Source organism: Oscillibacter sp. (genome assembly GCF_028693505.1).
In the GTDB taxonomy this organism is placed as follows: domain Bacteria; phylum Bacillota; class Clostridia; order Oscillospirales; family Oscillospiraceae; genus Oscillibacter.
In genome coordinates this window covers 24,717-38,755 of record NZ_JAQUVF010000010.1, presented here as the reverse complement: position 1 = coordinate 38,755, position 14,039 = coordinate 24,717, and the positions used below count along the sequence as shown (strand labels likewise).

Genomic DNA, 14,039 nt, shown 5'->3' with positions numbered 1-14,039 from the left:
CGGCCGTTTTTCAAGAGAATCCGTTCATACGGACCGTCAAATTCCATGCTTTTTTTAAAAGGGCTGTCAATTGCAGGAAAAACCTTCTCCAAAAAAGAAAAGGGGCTGCCAAATGGCAGCCCCTTCGCTCTGAAATTTAGTTCAGCTCGGTGATTCCATTGATGTGCAGACCAAAGTAGGGGGCGCTGCGCAGTACGGACTCCTGGAAGGCGCCATCCACGATGGCCTCACCGGAATCGGCAACGAAGTCGCCGTTGGTGTCCAGACCGAAAGCGGAGGTGACGTGACCGTCGGCATCCACCTGATAGGAACCGTTCTCTGCGCTCTGGCAGGTGAACTTGGAGGTATCGAATACCTTCAGGCTGCCGTCCTTGATGCCGCTCCATGCGGCGTCCACTGCTTCCTTCGTACCGGCGGCACAGCTCTCACCCAGGGCGGAGATCATCACGGCGCTGTCGGCATAGCCGGCGGCGTAGTCGGTGGGGATCTCTTCGCCGGCCATGAACTTCTCCAGCGTTGCCTTGTAGAGCACGGACCAGTTGTTCTGGGCGGAGGTCAGAGCGGCCTTGGGAGCCACAGACAGCATGTCGATGTTGTAGCCCACGGAGTAAGCCACGGTGCCGGCATCCTGCGCGGCCTGCACGGCGGAGGGAGCGCCGGTGGAGTCGGCATGCTGGCCGATGATGACGCAGCCCTTGCTCATCAGAGCGTTGGCGGCTTCACCCTCAGCCACGGGATCGTACCAGGAGTTGGTATAGGTCACGTCCATGTGGGCGTCAGCCACCACGGACTGGATGCCCAGCAGGAACGCGGTGTAGCCGCAGACCACCTCGGCATAGGGGAACGCGCCCACATAGCCCACATAGGGATCGGTGACGGTACCGGCGTCCATAAGCTCCTTGAGCTTCATGCCGGCGACAACGCCGGAGACGTAACGGGACTCATATGTATACGGGAAGATGTTCTTGAAGTTGGCAAGGCCGGAGGGAGCGGCGGTATCACCGGTGCAGGAGACGAAGGTGACATCGGCATAATCGCTGGCAGCCTGCTGCATGTGGCTTTGATGGCCGTAAGAATCGGAGAAGATGATGGTGCAGCCCTCTTCCGCCAGATCCACGGCGGTGTCGTAGCAGGTTTCATCTTCGGGAATGTTGTACTTGAATACGACCTGAGAGTTTACATCGATGCCCAGCTCCTCGCAGGCGGCGGTGAGACCCTCGATGTGCGCGGCGTCGTAACCGGAGTTGACGTCGTGGACGCAGATGAGGCCGATCTTCACGTCGGAAGCGGCAGAGGGCTCCTCTGTTTTTTCCGGCGTCTCGGCGGGCGCCTCGGTCTTTTTGCCGCCGCAGGCGGCAAGACCCAGCACCATGGTGAGCGCAAGAAGTGTTGCAAGAAACTTCTTCATTGAATTTCCTCCTTTAAAATATGGTCAAACATATGGAAAGGAATGACCTTTGCTTCTGTCATCATACAAGGTTCCCTGCAAAAATTCAACTGAATTTTTGAATTTTAAACAGAAATGGGGTCCGAACTTTTGACCTGTTTTTTACATTCTTTTATCCAAATCTTACGAAATTGCAAAAAACAAGCAGCACGGAGAGCGAAATTTCGCTCTCCGTGCTGCGGAGTGCATACAGTGGCAGGAAGGCGTCACGCCGAAACGGAGGTTCCGGTCTGCCCGGCGATTCCGGCCCGGGCCTTTTCCAGCAGCGTGATGAGGGCGGTGCGGCCGGGTCGGCTCTCGGCAAACTTCACGGCGGAGAGGACCTTTGGCAGCATGCTCCCCGGGGCAAACTGCCCCTCCGCCGCAAAGGCGCGCGCCTCGGCGGGAGTCATGTGGTCCAGCCATCTTTGATCGCTTTTTCCAAAATTCACGGCCACCTTTTCCACGGCGGTGAGAATGATGAGGGCGTCGGCGCTTAGCGACTGGGCCAGCAGCGCGGCGGCAAAATCCTTGTCAATGACCGCGCCCGCGCCCTTGAGGTGGTTACCGCCGGAGGGATAGACGGGAATGCCCCCGCCGCCGCAGGCAATCACCACCTGCCCGGCGTCCAGCAGGGTGCGGATGGTGTCCAGCTCTACAATGGACTTTGGAAGGGGAGAGGCCACGCACCGCCGCCAGCCCCGGCCGGCATCCTCCATGACGGCGTTGCCCCGGCGGCGCATTTCCTCCGCTTCCGCCTCCGTCATGAAAGCGCCGATGGGTTTGGACGGATTTTGAAAAGCGGGATCGTCTGCGTCCACCTCCACCTGCGTCAAAATGGTGGCAACGCCACGGCGCAGGCCGCGGTCCAAAAGCTCCTCCCGCAGCGCGTTTTGCAGATCGTAGCCGATGTAGCCCTGACTCATGGCGGTGCACACGGACATGGGCGCCATGGGGTGGGTGGGGTCCTCCCGGCTGAGGGTGGTCATGGCGGTGTTGATCATCCCCACCTGCGGACCGTTGCCGTGGACCACCGCCACGGTGTTCCCCTCTTCAATCAGGTCCACAATGGCCTTGGCCGTGTTTTTCACGGCGGCCATCTGCTCGGGCAGGTTGCGGCCCAGAGCGTTTCCGCCCAAGGCGATGACGATACGTTTTCCCATGATGGCGAGACTCCCCCTTAAAAGGCTTTCCGCGGCTTGCCGCCATCCATTGCCATCAGAGCGGATACGGGGTCCTTCACCTTGGACATCATGATCATGGCGGCAATGATGTAGGGCTTGTAGCTGGCCTGCTTGTAAAGAGGCACCAGATACCGGTCAAACACGCTGGCGTCCACCTCGCCCTCCGGGCAGGAAAGAGCGGAGATGTCGGCAGGCAGGCAGTGGAGGTACAGGGCGCTTTCATCCTTCGTCCGCTTCATCATCTCTTCGGAGCAGGTCCAGTCCTTGTGCTGGGCATTCTGGGCCAGCAGCTGCTTTTCCAGCGCGTCGATGCCCGCTTGATCGCCGGACTGATAGAGCTTTGTCCGGCTTTCCATGGCGGCAAAGGGCGCCCAGCTCTTGGGATAGACGATGTCCGCGCCGTCAAAGGCCTCATCCATGGTGGAAACCTTGGTGTAGGACCCCCCGGTGGCCTTGGCGTTGCGCCGGGCGATCTCCTCCACCTCCGGCATCACGTCGTACCCCTCGGGATGGGCCAGCGTCACGTCCATGCCGAAGCGGGTCATGAGGCCGATGACGCCCTGGGGGACGGACAGGGGCTTTCCGTAGGAGGGGGAGTAGGCCCAGGTCATGGCGATCTTCTTGCCCTTGAGGTTTTCCACGCCGCCGAAGTGGTGGATGACATGGAGCATATCCGCCATGCACTGGGTGGGGTGGTCCACGTCGCACTGGAGGTTTACCAGCGTGGGCTGCTGCTCCAAAATCCCGTCCCGGTAGCCCTCCTTCACGGCGTCCATGAAGGTTTTTTGATACTTGTGGCCCTCACCGATGAACATGTCGTCCCGGATGCCGATGACGTCGGCCATGAAGGAGACCATGTTGGCGGTTTCCCGGACGGTTTCGCCGTGGGCGATCTGGCTCTTTTTCTCGTCCAGATCCTGCACCTGCAAGCCCAGAAGGTTGCAGGCGGAGGCAAAGGAGAACCGGGTGCGGGTGGAATTGTCCCGGAAGATGGAAATGCCGAGACCGGAATCAAAGATGCGGGTGGATTTGTTCCGCTCCCGCAGATCCCGCAGGGCATCGGCCACGGTAAAAATGGCGGAGAGCTCCTCGTCGGTCTTGTCCCACGTCCAGTAGAAGTCATTCTTATACATGTTGTTGATGTGCAGCTTTTCAAGGCGCTGTGCCAGTTCAATTGTTTTAGACATACGGTTCTCTCCTTATTTAATATCGTTGTCCGTGAGGCTCTGGCGGAACTGGGCGACGTCGCCGGTTTTGTTTTCCGCTTTGTAAAGACCGGGCACGGCGGCGTATAGCGCCGCGCAGGTCACAAGGTCCTGTTTCCAGGTGATTTCGTTGGGGGCGTGGGCCTGGGACTCCGCGCCGGGGCCAAAGCCCACGCAGGGGATGCCGTAGCGGCCCTGAATGGCCACGCCGTTGGTGGAGAAGGTCCACTTGTCCGTGAGAGGACGGCCCCGGCGCAGATGCATGGCGTCCTTTTTGGGGTCCGCGTCGTCGTGGCCGATGCGCGCATCGCCCCAAAGGGCGTGATGGGCGTCGATGAGGGCCTGCACGTGGGCGGCGCTCTCCCGGTTGATCCAAGTGGGGAAGAAGCACTCCGTCTCGTAAACCTCCCCCGTCCAAGAGGGGCGGTTGTACATGTACATGCTGACGCTGACATCGTCGCCGTATTTTTTCACGGCGGGCAGATTCCGAATCTCCTCGAGGCAGGAATCCCACGTCTCGCCGGCGGTCATGCGCCGGTCAATAGACACCGCGCAGCTGTCCGCCACGGCGCAGCGGGAGGGGGAGGTGAAGAAAATTTCAGAGACGGTGCAGGTGCCCCGGCCGAGGAATTGGGCGTCCTCGAAGTGTTCCGGATTGAAGGCGGGGTTCAGCATCTTCACAAGGCCCTTGATCTGGTTGCTGGGTCCGTCGCCATTTTCGTTCAGCGCCCGGACGTCCTGCAAAATGTCCGCCATTTTAAAGATGGCGTTGTCACCCCGCTGGGGGGCAGAGCCATGACAGGAGATTCCCTTTACATCCACGCGGATCTCCATGCGGCCCCGGTGGCCCCGGTAAATGCCGCCGTCCGTCGGCTCCGTGGAGATGACGAACTCAATTTTGTCCTTGGCGGCGGGGAAACCCTGATTGACGATGTACTGCCAGCACATGCCGTCGCAGTCCTCTTCCTGCACGGAGCCAACCACCATCAACTTGTAGCCCGCGGGAATGAGGTGCAGGTCCTTCATGATGCGTCCGCCGTACACGGCGGCGGCCATGCCGCCCTCCTGATCGCTGCCGCCCCGGCCGAAAATGATGTCCTCCGTCTCGTAGCCCTGATAGGGATCGGCCTCCCAGTTGGCGCGGTTGCCCACGCCCACGGTGTCGATGTGGGAATCGATGGCGATGATCCTGTCCCCGTCGCCTATCCAACCGATGACGTTGCCCAGACCGTCGATTTCCACGCTGTCAAAGCCCACCTTTTCCATCTCGGCCTTGATGCACGAGACCACCTCCCGTTCTCCGCAGCTCTCGCTGGGATGGGAGATCATATCCCGCAGGAATCGGGACATGTCCGCCCGATAGCCTTCCGCCGCCGCCTTGATCGCTTCAAAGTCCATAGCATTGCCCTCCATATCAATGTAAGATGTTACCCTTTGCGCACGCAGGGTACCGGCTCTCGTAGAAACAGAGTCTTTTATCTGTTCTTATCATAGCATAAGATTTCTGCTTGTCAAACAAAGATTTAGAAAACCAAAAAATTATTTTGAATCATGGTTGATTTCCTCAAAAATTATGGTATGATAAAAAAGAAATTTCATAAAAGTGATAAGAATGAAGTGAGTAAGGGGGCGTTTTTTACGGAGAGCGGAAAAATGGAACTTCTGCGGCAGGTGGCAGAGGGCATTGCCGCGCAGTTTGGAAGCAACTGCGAGGTGGTGGTGCACGATCTGAGCCGCCATCCGGACCACTCCATCGTGACGATTGTCAACGGGCATGTGTCCGGGCGGGCGGTGGGAGACGGCGCTTCCAGCGTGGTATTGGAACAGATGGAGAGCAACGATCCGGAGCCGAAGGACCACCTTTGCTATTTGACCAAGACGCCGGACGGGAAGATCCTCAAGTCCTCGACCATCTATATCCGCAACGGCAGGGGGAAGGTTTCCGCGATTCTTGCCATCAATTACGACATCTCCAAGCTTTTGATGGTGGAAGGGGCCGTGAAGGAGCTGATCTCCACGCAGGAGCCGGCCCAAAGCGAGCCGGAGAAGATCGTCAATGTCAACGATTTGCTGGAGGATCTGATCCAGCAGTCGGTGGCGCTGGTGGGAAAGCCGGTGGCGCTGATGAACAAGGACGACAAGGTGCGCGCCATCCGGTTTTTAAATCAGAACGGCGCGTTCCTCGTGACGAAGTCGGGAGATAAGATCGCCCGGTATTTCGGCATTTCCAAGTACACATTGTACTCTTATATCGATATCAAACAGGAGGGCAAAAGCGTATGATTGACCTGAGCATCCATCAAGAAGGCTTGGCGCACAACATCGCCAAGGCAAAGGAAAATGGTATCCTCATTCCCACCATTGCTCAGATGCGCAACCCGGAAACCATTCCGGAAAAGGTGCGCTCAAAGCTTAAAAACGTGGCGCTTGGCGAGGTAAATCCGCTGAACCTGTTCCGGATCACTTGGAAAAACGAGCCGAAGGACTTTGGCGGACTCTATCAGGAGACGCCCAATTATGTGGAGTTTCCCAGCGAGCTGACCGGCGTTCCCTGCCGGATCGTCGCCATGGTGGGCAAGTGGTTTCCCACCGGCTGCCATAAAGTCGGCGCCAGCTTTGGATGCCTCGCTCCCCGGCTGGTGACGGGGCAGTTTGACGTGGAGGCCCATAAGGCCGTGTGGCCCTCCACGGGAAATTATTGCCGCGGCGGCGCCTTCAACTCCAAGCTGCTGGGCGCGCAGGGTGTGGCGATCCTGCCCGCCGGCATGAGCCGGGAGCGGTTCGACTGGCTCCGTGAGATCGGGGCGGAGGTCATTGCCACCCCCGGCGGGGAGTCCAACGTCAAGGAGATCTTCGACAAGACCAACGAACTCAAACGGGACCCCGGGTACATGGTGTTCAACCAGTTTGAGGAGATGGGCAACCCCCTGTGGCACTACAACGTCACCGGAAACGCGCTTGCGGACGTGTTTGAGAGCGTCAAGCGTCCCGGAGATCGGTTTGCGGGGGCCTGCTTCACCTCCGGCTCCGCCGGGACCCTTTCCGCCGGGGACCGGCTCAAGGAGCGGTATCCCCAGCTGAAGCTTGGCGTGGGAGAGGCGCTCCAGTGCCCCACCATTCTGGAAAACGGCTTTGGCGGCCACCGTATTGAGGGCATCGGTGACAAGCATATCCCGTGGATTCACAACGTGAAAAATACCGATATGGCCATCGCCATTGACGACGAGGACAGCCAGAGATTGCTGCGGCTGTTCAACACGCCGGAGGGGCAGAAGTACCTCAAGGAAGTGCTGCGTCTGGATGACGAGACCATCGAGAAGCTGACGTGGCTGGGCATCTCCGGTATCGCCAACGTGCTCTGCTGCATCAAAATGGCAAAATATTACGAGTTTACGGAGCGCGACGTGGTGGGCACCGTCCTCACGGATTCTGCCGTGATGTACGGCAGCCGCGTGCAGGAGCTTCATGACCAACACGGCGCGTACAGTGTACTGGATGCGGCGCTGGACCACGCCATCCACCTGCTGGGTCAGAAAACCGACGGTATGCTGGAGCTGGGCTACCGGGAGCGCAAGCGCATCCACAACCTGAAGTATTATACCTGGGTGGAACAGCAGGGCAAAACCGCCGAGGAGCTGGATGCTCTGTGGTACGACACGGCGGGGACGTGGGATGCTGTCCACGCGCAGGCCAAGGCGCTGGATAAGCTGATCGAGGCCTTTAACGAGGAAACCGGCGTATTGAAGTCGCTGTAAAGGATTTTCGCTTGCACCAAATAAAAAGGACCGGATCGCGCTTTTAGCGCAATCCGGTCCTTTTTGGACGTTGGAAGGGACGGCTCACGCGTCCGAGGGAGAGGGCAGGGAAGAAAATTCCCGCAGGACCTTGAGCTGGATGGGAACGGCGCAAAGCAGGGTCAGGCAGTCGGACACCGCCTGCGTCACCTGAATGCCGACCATTCCAAACAGGGCGGAGAGAATCCACACCAGAGGAACGAAGAAGATGCCTTGCCTTGCCATGGCCAAAAAGGTGGCCGGGGCGGTGCGGCCGATGGTTTGCAGCATCATGTTGCTCATGACGATCCAGCCCTGAAAGCAGAAGGTGACGCACTGAAACCGCAGCGCGGCGACGCCGCAGGCGATGACCTCCGGGTCGTCCCGGAACACCGCAATCAGCTGGGGGGCAAAGACAAAGCCCAGAGCGCCTATGGCGCAGAGAAACGCAGTGGAGGATTTGACGCAGAACCAGAAGCCCTGCTTCACCCGGTCATAGAGCCGTGCGCCGTAGTTGAAGCCGCACACGGGCTGGAAGCCCTGCCCAAAACCGATCATGGCGGAGGCACCGAACATCATGATGCGCTGCACCACACCCATGGCGGCGATGGCGGCGTCTCCAAAGGGTCCGGCGGCCTGATTGAGACAGATGGTGGCCACGCTGGCAAGACCCTGCCGGGCAAGGGAGGGAAGGCCACCCCGGACGATCATGGCGTAATAGGACCATTTAAACTGGACGCGGGAGACATGGATGCGGAGGTTGCCGCCCCGTGCGCAGCCCGCTAGCAGCAGACAAAAGCTCAGAAACTGGCTGATGATGGTGGCCCACGCGGCGCCCGCCACGCCCATGTCGAAGGTGAAGATCAGCAGCGGGTCCAGCCCGATATTTAAAATAGCGCCGCTGGTGATACCCACCATGGCGTAGGCGGCGCTGCCCTGAAAGCGCAGCTGGTTATTCAAAACCAGAGAAGAGGTCATCCATGGGGCGCCCAGAAGGATGACGCGCAGATAGGCGGTGGCATAGGGTAAAATGGTGTCCGTGGACCCCAGCAGGTAGGCCAGCGGCTCCAAAAAGAGCTGGCCCAGAAGGCAGATCAGAAAACCAGCGGCCAGCGCGGAGAAAAATCCCGTGGCAGCCATGTTGGAGGCCTCGTCCAGATGATGCTTCCCCAGCTCCCGGGAGATGAAGTTTCCGCTGCCGTGGCCGAAAAAGAAGCCCACTGCCTGAATAATGGCCATCAGGGAAAAGACCACGCCCACGGCGCCGGTGGCGCTGTTGCTTTGGAGCATCCCCACAAAAAAAGTGTCCGCCATGTTGTAGAAGGCGGTCACCAGCATGCTGATGATGCACGGAAACGCCAGACGGCAGATCAAGCGGCCGACGGGCGTCTTTGTCATTTGTTGAAATTTTTCTTCCTGCTTTTCGTCCATATCCATTTCCTTTGGCTTTTAAAATTTTACATAATTTTTACATGACAACATCCTATCACAAACTGCCGGAAAAAGGAAACCGTTTTTTCGACAGGCGGGAAAGAGACGCCGGAGCGGTGGACTGCATAAGATGGATTGTATCCGGAGGTGGGGACGCCTCTTGATACAAATTCCAGGAAATGAGGGATTCGTTTTGCGCATCAACGAAGCCTATGAGCATGAACCGATCCTGCCCCATCCGGCGGAGGAGTCCTGCCCGTTAAATGGCTGCAATAAAATCGGTACACAGTGCGTGGATGTTTCCGAGCCGGTTATTCTGACGCCCACGGCTTCCGTGGGGACGATTACAGTCACCTGCCAGGGAACGCCCAGCGTCGTCTGCGTGACGGACGCTGCCGAAAGTAGCTGCACGGTGACCCTGACGCAGAAGGTCTGCGTGGCGATCCCCGTCCGCTTCGGCGTGTCCATGGCACCCGGCGAAGCGTCCATTGCCTGCGCGGCGGGAAGCACCGGTTGCGCCTGCTGCTGCTGATCGGAACCGCCCCCGCCGAAATATACGGTGGGGGCGGTTATTTTTTCGGAAATTGTGGGCAGATTCCTTCTTGAAAGTATGGGGCAAACCCGATATACTAATCTTCATACATAAATAATCCGTGGAAAGGGTGGATACAAATGATTGCTTATCCGCAGATGACCGCTGAGCAGCGCAAAAGAGAATATACCCGCCAGCAGGAGGCGTTCGAGGCGCTGAAAGCGCAGAAGCTGAGTTTGAACATGGCCCGGGGCAAGCCCGGCAAGCAGCAGCTGGACATGGTGTCCGATGTGATTTTCAACCTGATGAAGGAGCCGAAGGATTTCCTCTCCGGCAGCATCGACGTGCGCAACTACGGGGAGATGTCCGGCCTTCCCAGCGCCAAGCGTCTCTTCGCGGAGCTTTTGGGCTGCAAGCCGGAGCAGGTATTCGTGGGCGGAAACGCCAGCTTGCAGCTGATGTACGATACCATCTCCAAGGCCTATACCCACGGACTGGTCCACAGTGAGCGGCCCTGGTGCAGGGAAGAGCGGGTGAAGTGGCTTTGTCCCGCTCCCGGCTACGACCGCCATTTTAAAATCACAGAATCCTTTGGCTTTGAGCTTATCACCATCCCCATGACCAGCGAGGGCCCCGACATGGACGCCGTGGAGGCGGCTGTGAAGGACCCGGCGGTGAAGGGCATCTGGTGCGTACCCAAGTATTCCAATCCCGACGGCGTGATCTATTCGGACGAGACCGTGCGCCGCATGGCGGCCCTGCGGCCCGCCGCGCCGGACTTTACCGTGATGTGGGATAACGCCTATTGCGTCCATGAGTTCGAGGGCGCGTATGTGGACTTCCCGGACATTTTGGCTGAGTGCGCCGCGGCAGGCAACCCGGACATGGTGTTTGAGTTTGCCTCTACCTCCAAGATCACGCTGCCCGGCGCGGGCATCGCCTGCTTTGCAACGTCGGAGGAGAATCTTGCCTATCTTTCGGAGCTGCTGACCATCCAGATCATCAGCTTTGACAAGGTGAACCAGCAGCGCCACGTCCTGTATCTCAAGGACAAGGCCAATACTCTGGAGCTGATGAAAAAGCACGCCGCCATCATGGGACCCAAGTTCCGCGCCGTGCTGGACACGCTGGACCGGGAGATCGCGCCGCTGGAGATCGCCAGCTGGGAACGGCCCCGGGGCGGCTACTTCGTCTCTCTCAACGCCATGCCCGGAACGGCCCATCGCACGTGGGAGCTGTGCCGTGAGGCTGGCGTCACCCTCACCGGCGCCGGCGCCACCTTCCCCTATGGGAAGGACCCCCGGGACAGCAATTTGCGCATCGCGCCCTCTCTGCCACCGGTGGAGGAGCTGGAAAAGGCCATTGACGTGCTGTGCGTGTGTCTGAAGATGGCGGCGCTGGAGAAGCTGGGCGTATGAGATATTACGGCAGCGTTTACCGTCCGCCCTCCGAGGCGTACAGCCTGATCGTTCAGGTGACCTACGGGTGCAGCCACAATACCTGCGCCTTTTGCAGCATGTATAAGGAAAAGCGGTTTGCCATCCGCCCGCTGGAAGAGGTTCTGGAGGATTTCCGGACGGCCCGGCAGCTCTACCGCCACGTGGACAAGGTATTTCTTGCCGACGGAGATGCTTTAGTGCGTAAAGCGGAAGAGCTTTACACCATCTTGGATACCGTACGGGAGCTGTTCCCGGAGTGCCAGCGCGTCACCAGCTATGCCTCCCCCTCCAGCATCCGCATCCGCACGGATGAGGAGCTGCAAACCCTCCGGGCAAAGGGTCTGACCATGGTCTACATGGGGCTGGAGTCCGGCTGCGACGAGGTGCTGACCTTTATGAAAAAGGGGCATGGCGCGGCGGAGATCATCGAAATGGGGCAAAAGGTGCGCCGAAACGGGATTGCCCTCTCCGTCACCGCCATTACGGGCCTTGGCGGCCCGGAGCTGCTGGAGCAGCACGCCGTGGAGACGGCCAAAGCCTTCAACGCCATGAATCCGGAGTATATCGGCATGCTGACGCTGATGGTGGAGCCGGAGACGCCGCTGTATGACTGGCTGCAGGATGGAACGTTCCATCTGCTGGACCCGAAGCAGGTCCTGCGGGAGACGCGGCTTTTGATGGAGCATCTGGATAGCCCCGGCAGCGTGTTTCGCATGAACCACGCCAGCAACTATCTGGTGCTCAAGGGCACGTTGAATGGAGATCAGGCGGCAATGCTCAGGACCATCGACGCCGCCGAGCATGACTTGGGCCGCCTGCGGCCGGAGGAATGGCGGGGCCTTTGAGCCAAACCAAGAACAAATAAGAAGCCCCCGGCTTAAGCCGGGGGCTTTCCTTTTCAGGCGGGCGACGCGCCCTCCGTATTTAATGTCCACTGAACAAATGCACTTTGAGAAGTGCATTTGCCAAAAGAGCGCAAATCGCTCTTTTGAGTTTCAAAACAGGGCTGTTTTGAAACTTCAGCAGACATTATTTAAAATTTCCGATCCACTTCCGTGTCGCAATAGCCGCAGCGGTAAGTGTGCTTGTCCGAGTCGCTCAAAAGGAAGATGGCGTCCAGCTGCGGCTCCGCCACCGTGATGCAGCGGGGGTTTTTGCAGCGGATGATGTTCACGAGCTTGCGGGGCAGCTCCAGATGCTTTTTGTCCATCCGCACGCCGTCGCGGATGATGTTGACGGTGATATTGGCGTCGATATAGCCCAGCACGTCCAAATCCACTTCCATGGGGGAGTCGATCTTAATAATGTCCTTTTTGCCCATACGGCGGCTGCGGACGTTTTTGATGATGGCGACGGAGCAGTCCAACTCGTCCAGATGCAGATACTTGTAGATGTCCATGCTCTTGCCGGCTTGAATGTGGTCCAGAACCACGCCGTTTTGGATACTGTCGATGTTCATGTTAAGCTCCTCTCTTCAAACCTCAATGCCCAGCAGCTTCAAAATCAGCGCCATGCGGATGTATTTTCCGTTTTTCACCTGTTTCCAATAGGCGGCGCGGGGGTCTTTGTCCACCGCCACGGAAATTTCGTTCACCCGGGGCAGGGGATGCAGGATGGAGAGGCTCTCCTTGGCGCTCGCCAGCTTTTCCGGCGTCAGCACGTAGCTGTCCTTCAAGCGGAGATACTCTTCCTCGTTAAAAAACCGCTCCTTCTGGACGCGGGTCATATAGAGGATGTCCAGCTGGGGAATCACGGACTCCAGATCCGTGGTCTGGGTATAGGGAATGCCCCGTTTTTTCAGGGCCTCCTCCTTCACGTAGCGGGGCAGCTTCAGCTCCAGCGGGGAGACAAGGACGAAGTGAATATTTTCATAGCGGCTCAGAGCGTTCACCAGCGAGTGTACGGTCCGGCCAAACTTCAGATCGCCGCAAAAGCCAATGGTGAAATTATCCAGCCGGTTCTTTTCCCGGTGGATGGTCAAAAGGTCCGTCAGCGTCTGGGTGGGGTGGTTGTGACCGCCATCGCCCGCGTTGATGATGGGTACCTCGGAAAACTGAGCGGCGGCATAGGGTGCGCCCTCCTTGGGATGGCGCATGGCGATGATGTCGGCATAGCAGCTGACGGTGTGGATGGTGTCGCCCACGGTCTCCCCCTTGGAGGTGGAGGAATTCATGGCGTCGGAAAAGCCCAGCGTGCTGCCACCGAGGGACAGCATGGCGGACTCGAAGGAGAGGCGGGTGCGGGTGGAAGGCTCAAAAAAGAGGGTCGCCAGCTGCTTGTGGGCGCAGGCGTCCTGATATTTGGCGGGATGGGCGACGATATCCTCCGCCGTGGCGATCAGCTGATCGATCTCCGCAACGGTGAGATCGGTGATGTCAATGATATTTCTGGGCATAGTGGTCCTCCTTATCGAATCCAGCTCTCGTCAGAGGGGTTGGCGCGGAACTGCTTGAGCCGCGCAATATCCTCCGATTGAATCTTGCCTTCCTCCGCTGCGACTTCGCACACGGCGTCAAAATTGGAGAGACTAAAGTTTACAATTCCTGCGGCAGAGAGACGGTCCAGTCCCTTTTGCAGGCCGTAGGTGAAGATGGACACGACGCCCAGCACCTCCGCGCCGGCTTCGCGCAGGGCCTCCACCACCTCGATGCAGCTGCCCGCCGTGGAGATCAGATCCTCCACCACGACCACCTTCGCGCCTACTTCCAGCTTCCCTTCAATGCGGTTTTGACGGCCGTGGTCCTTGCTGCCGGAGCGGACATAGCCCATGGGCAGTCCCATGAGATGGCCCACGATGGCGGCGTGGGCGATGCCCGCGGTAGAGGTGCCCATCAGGACCTCGGCCGTGGGGTAATGCTTGCAGACGAGGTCCACCAGTCCCTCTTCCACGTGGGTGCGCACGGTGGGCGCGGTGAGCGTCAGGCGGTTGTCGCAGTAAATGGGGCTTTTGATGCCGGAGGCCCAGGTAAAGGGGTCGTTGGGGCGCAGGAACACCGCGCCGATGGATAAAAGGTCATGGGCAATGGTACGTTCGATACTCATATTAAAA

13 protein-coding genes are annotated in these 14,039 nt (G+C 58.8%); 5 read left to right on the top strand and 8 right to left on the bottom strand.

Going from position 1 to position 14,039, the window contains the following annotated elements:
- Positions 1 to 136: 136 nt before the first annotated feature.
- From PHI30_RS04670 to PHI30_RS04655, 4 genes are all read right to left on the bottom strand, one after another.
- Positions 137 to 1,408: a BMP family ABC transporter substrate-binding protein gene (locus tag PHI30_RS04670; RefSeq protein WP_300024525.1), complete on the bottom strand. Its 1,272-nt coding sequence runs from the start codon at positions 1,406 to 1,408 to the stop codon at positions 137 to 139.
- Between the two features lie 245 nt (positions 1,409 to 1,653).
- Positions 1,654 to 2,589: a carbamate kinase gene (gene arcC, locus PHI30_RS04665; protein WP_300024522.1), complete on the bottom strand. Its 936-nt coding sequence runs from the start codon at positions 2,587 to 2,589 to the stop codon at positions 1,654 to 1,656.
- Between the two features lie 17 nt (positions 2,590 to 2,606).
- Positions 2,607 to 3,797, bottom strand: coding sequence for a knotted carbamoyltransferase YgeW (gene ygeW / locus PHI30_RS04660; protein ID WP_300024519.1), 1,191 nt, complete (start codon positions 3,795 to 3,797; stop codon positions 2,607 to 2,609).
- Positions 3,798 to 3,809: 12 nt separating this feature from the next.
- Positions 3,810 to 5,213: a YgeY family selenium metabolism-linked hydrolase gene (locus PHI30_RS04655; RefSeq protein WP_300024516.1), complete on the bottom strand. Its 1,404-nt coding sequence runs from the start codon at positions 5,211 to 5,213 to the stop codon at positions 3,810 to 3,812.
- A gap of 255 nt (positions 5,214 to 5,468) precedes the next feature.
- On the opposite strand from PHI30_RS04655, the gene PHI30_RS04650 reads away from it, so the two are divergent.
- Entirely contained in the window at positions 5,469 to 6,098 is a 630-nt protein-coding gene (locus tag PHI30_RS04650; protein ID WP_300024513.1) for a transcriptional regulator, read from the top strand.
- Positions 6,095 to 7,570 (top strand): pyridoxal-phosphate dependent enzyme, encoded by a 1,476-nt coding sequence (locus PHI30_RS04645; RefSeq protein WP_300024510.1) that lies wholly within the window; start codon positions 6,095 to 6,097, stop codon positions 7,568 to 7,570. Before PHI30_RS04650 ends, PHI30_RS04645 begins: the two co-directional genes overlap by 4 nt.
- 84 nt (positions 7,571 to 7,654) lie before the next feature.
- Here the strand turns inward: PHI30_RS04645 and PHI30_RS04640 are convergent, their stop codons facing one another.
- Positions 7,655 to 8,986, bottom strand: coding sequence for an MATE family efflux transporter (locus tag PHI30_RS04640; protein ID WP_367186331.1), 1,332 nt, complete (start codon positions 8,984 to 8,986; stop codon positions 7,655 to 7,657).
- Positions 8,987 to 9,212: 226 nt separating this feature from the next.
- Here PHI30_RS04640 and PHI30_RS04635 point away from each other — a divergent pair, with 226 nt between their 5' ends.
- The 3 genes from PHI30_RS04635 (at position 9,213) to PHI30_RS04625 (ending at position 11,835) form a co-directional block, all read left to right on the top strand.
- Positions 9,213 to 9,551, top strand: coding sequence for a hypothetical protein (locus tag PHI30_RS04635; protein WP_300024504.1), 339 nt, complete (start codon positions 9,213 to 9,215; stop codon positions 9,549 to 9,551).
- 140 nt (positions 9,552 to 9,691) lie between these two features.
- Positions 9,692 to 10,969: an aminotransferase class I/II-fold pyridoxal phosphate-dependent enzyme gene (locus tag PHI30_RS04630; RefSeq protein ID WP_300024501.1), complete on the top strand. Its 1,278-nt coding sequence runs from the start codon at positions 9,692 to 9,694 to the stop codon at positions 10,967 to 10,969.
- Positions 10,966 to 11,835 carry a radical SAM protein gene (locus PHI30_RS04625; protein ID WP_300024498.1) on the top strand — a complete coding sequence of 290 codons (870 nt, stop codon included), beginning with the start codon at positions 10,966 to 10,968 and terminating at the stop codon, positions 11,833 to 11,835. The genes PHI30_RS04630 and PHI30_RS04625 overlap by 4 nt, the downstream gene beginning before the upstream one ends.
- A 188-nt stretch (positions 11,836 to 12,023) precedes the next feature.
- Here PHI30_RS04625 and PHI30_RS04620 read toward each other — a convergent pair whose 3' ends face one another.
- From PHI30_RS04620 to pyrE, 3 genes are read right to left on the bottom strand one after another with little or no spacing between them, the layout of a single operon-like run.
- A complete protein-coding gene (locus PHI30_RS04620) occupies positions 12,024 to 12,449 on the bottom strand; it encodes an aspartate carbamoyltransferase regulatory subunit (protein ID WP_300024496.1) in 426 nt (141 codons plus the stop codon).
- Positions 12,450 to 12,464: 15 nt separating this feature from the next.
- Entirely contained in the window at positions 12,465 to 13,385 is a 921-nt protein-coding gene (gene pyrB, locus PHI30_RS04615) for an aspartate carbamoyltransferase (RefSeq protein WP_300024495.1), read from the bottom strand.
- Positions 13,386 to 13,396: 11 nt separating this feature from the next.
- The gene (pyrE, locus tag PHI30_RS04610) at positions 13,397 to 14,032 is read right to left on the bottom strand and encodes an orotate phosphoribosyltransferase (RefSeq protein ID WP_300024493.1); all 636 of its coding nucleotides are present in this window, start codon (positions 14,030 to 14,032) and stop codon (positions 13,397 to 13,399) included.
- Positions 14,033 to 14,039 lie beyond the last annotated feature (7 nt).

Excerpts from the sequence above, each read along its gene's own strand:
- PHI30_RS04670 (WP_300024525.1), bottom strand. The coding sequence starts at position 1,408 with ATGAAGAAGTTTCTTGCAACACTTCTTGCGCTCACCATGGTGCTGGGT.
- arcC (WP_300024522.1), bottom strand. The coding sequence starts at position 2,589 with ATGGGAAAACGTATCGTCATCGCCTTGGGCGGAAACGCTCTGGGCCGC.
- ygeW (WP_300024519.1), bottom strand. The coding sequence starts at position 3,797 with ATGTCTAAAACAATTGAACTGGCACAGCGCCTTGAAAAGCTGCACATC.
- PHI30_RS04655 (WP_300024516.1), bottom strand. The coding sequence starts at position 5,213 with ATGGACTTTGAAGCGATCAAGGCGGCGGCGGAAGGCTATCGGGCGGAC.
- PHI30_RS04650 (WP_300024513.1), top strand. The coding sequence starts at position 5,469 with ATGGAACTTCTGCGGCAGGTGGCAGAGGGCATTGCCGCGCAGTTTGGA.
- PHI30_RS04645 (WP_300024510.1), top strand. The coding sequence starts at position 6,095 with ATGATTGACCTGAGCATCCATCAAGAAGGCTTGGCGCACAACATCGCC.
- PHI30_RS04640 (WP_367186331.1), bottom strand. The coding sequence starts at position 8,986 with ATGACAAAGACGCCCGTCGGCCGCTTGATCTGCCGTCTGGCGTTTCCG.
- PHI30_RS04630 (WP_300024501.1), top strand. The coding sequence starts at position 9,692 with ATGATTGCTTATCCGCAGATGACCGCTGAGCAGCGCAAAAGAGAATAT.
- PHI30_RS04625 (WP_300024498.1), top strand. The coding sequence starts at position 10,966 with ATGAGATATTACGGCAGCGTTTACCGTCCGCCCTCCGAGGCGTACAGC.
- PHI30_RS04620 (WP_300024496.1), bottom strand. The coding sequence starts at position 12,449 with ATGAACATCGACAGTATCCAAAACGGCGTGGTTCTGGACCACATTCAA.
- pyrB (WP_300024495.1), bottom strand. The coding sequence starts at position 13,385 with ATGCCCAGAAATATCATTGACATCACCGATCTCACCGTTGCGGAGATC.
- pyrE (WP_300024493.1), bottom strand. The coding sequence starts at position 14,032 with ATGAGTATCGAACGTACCATTGCCCATGACCTTTTATCCATCGGCGCG.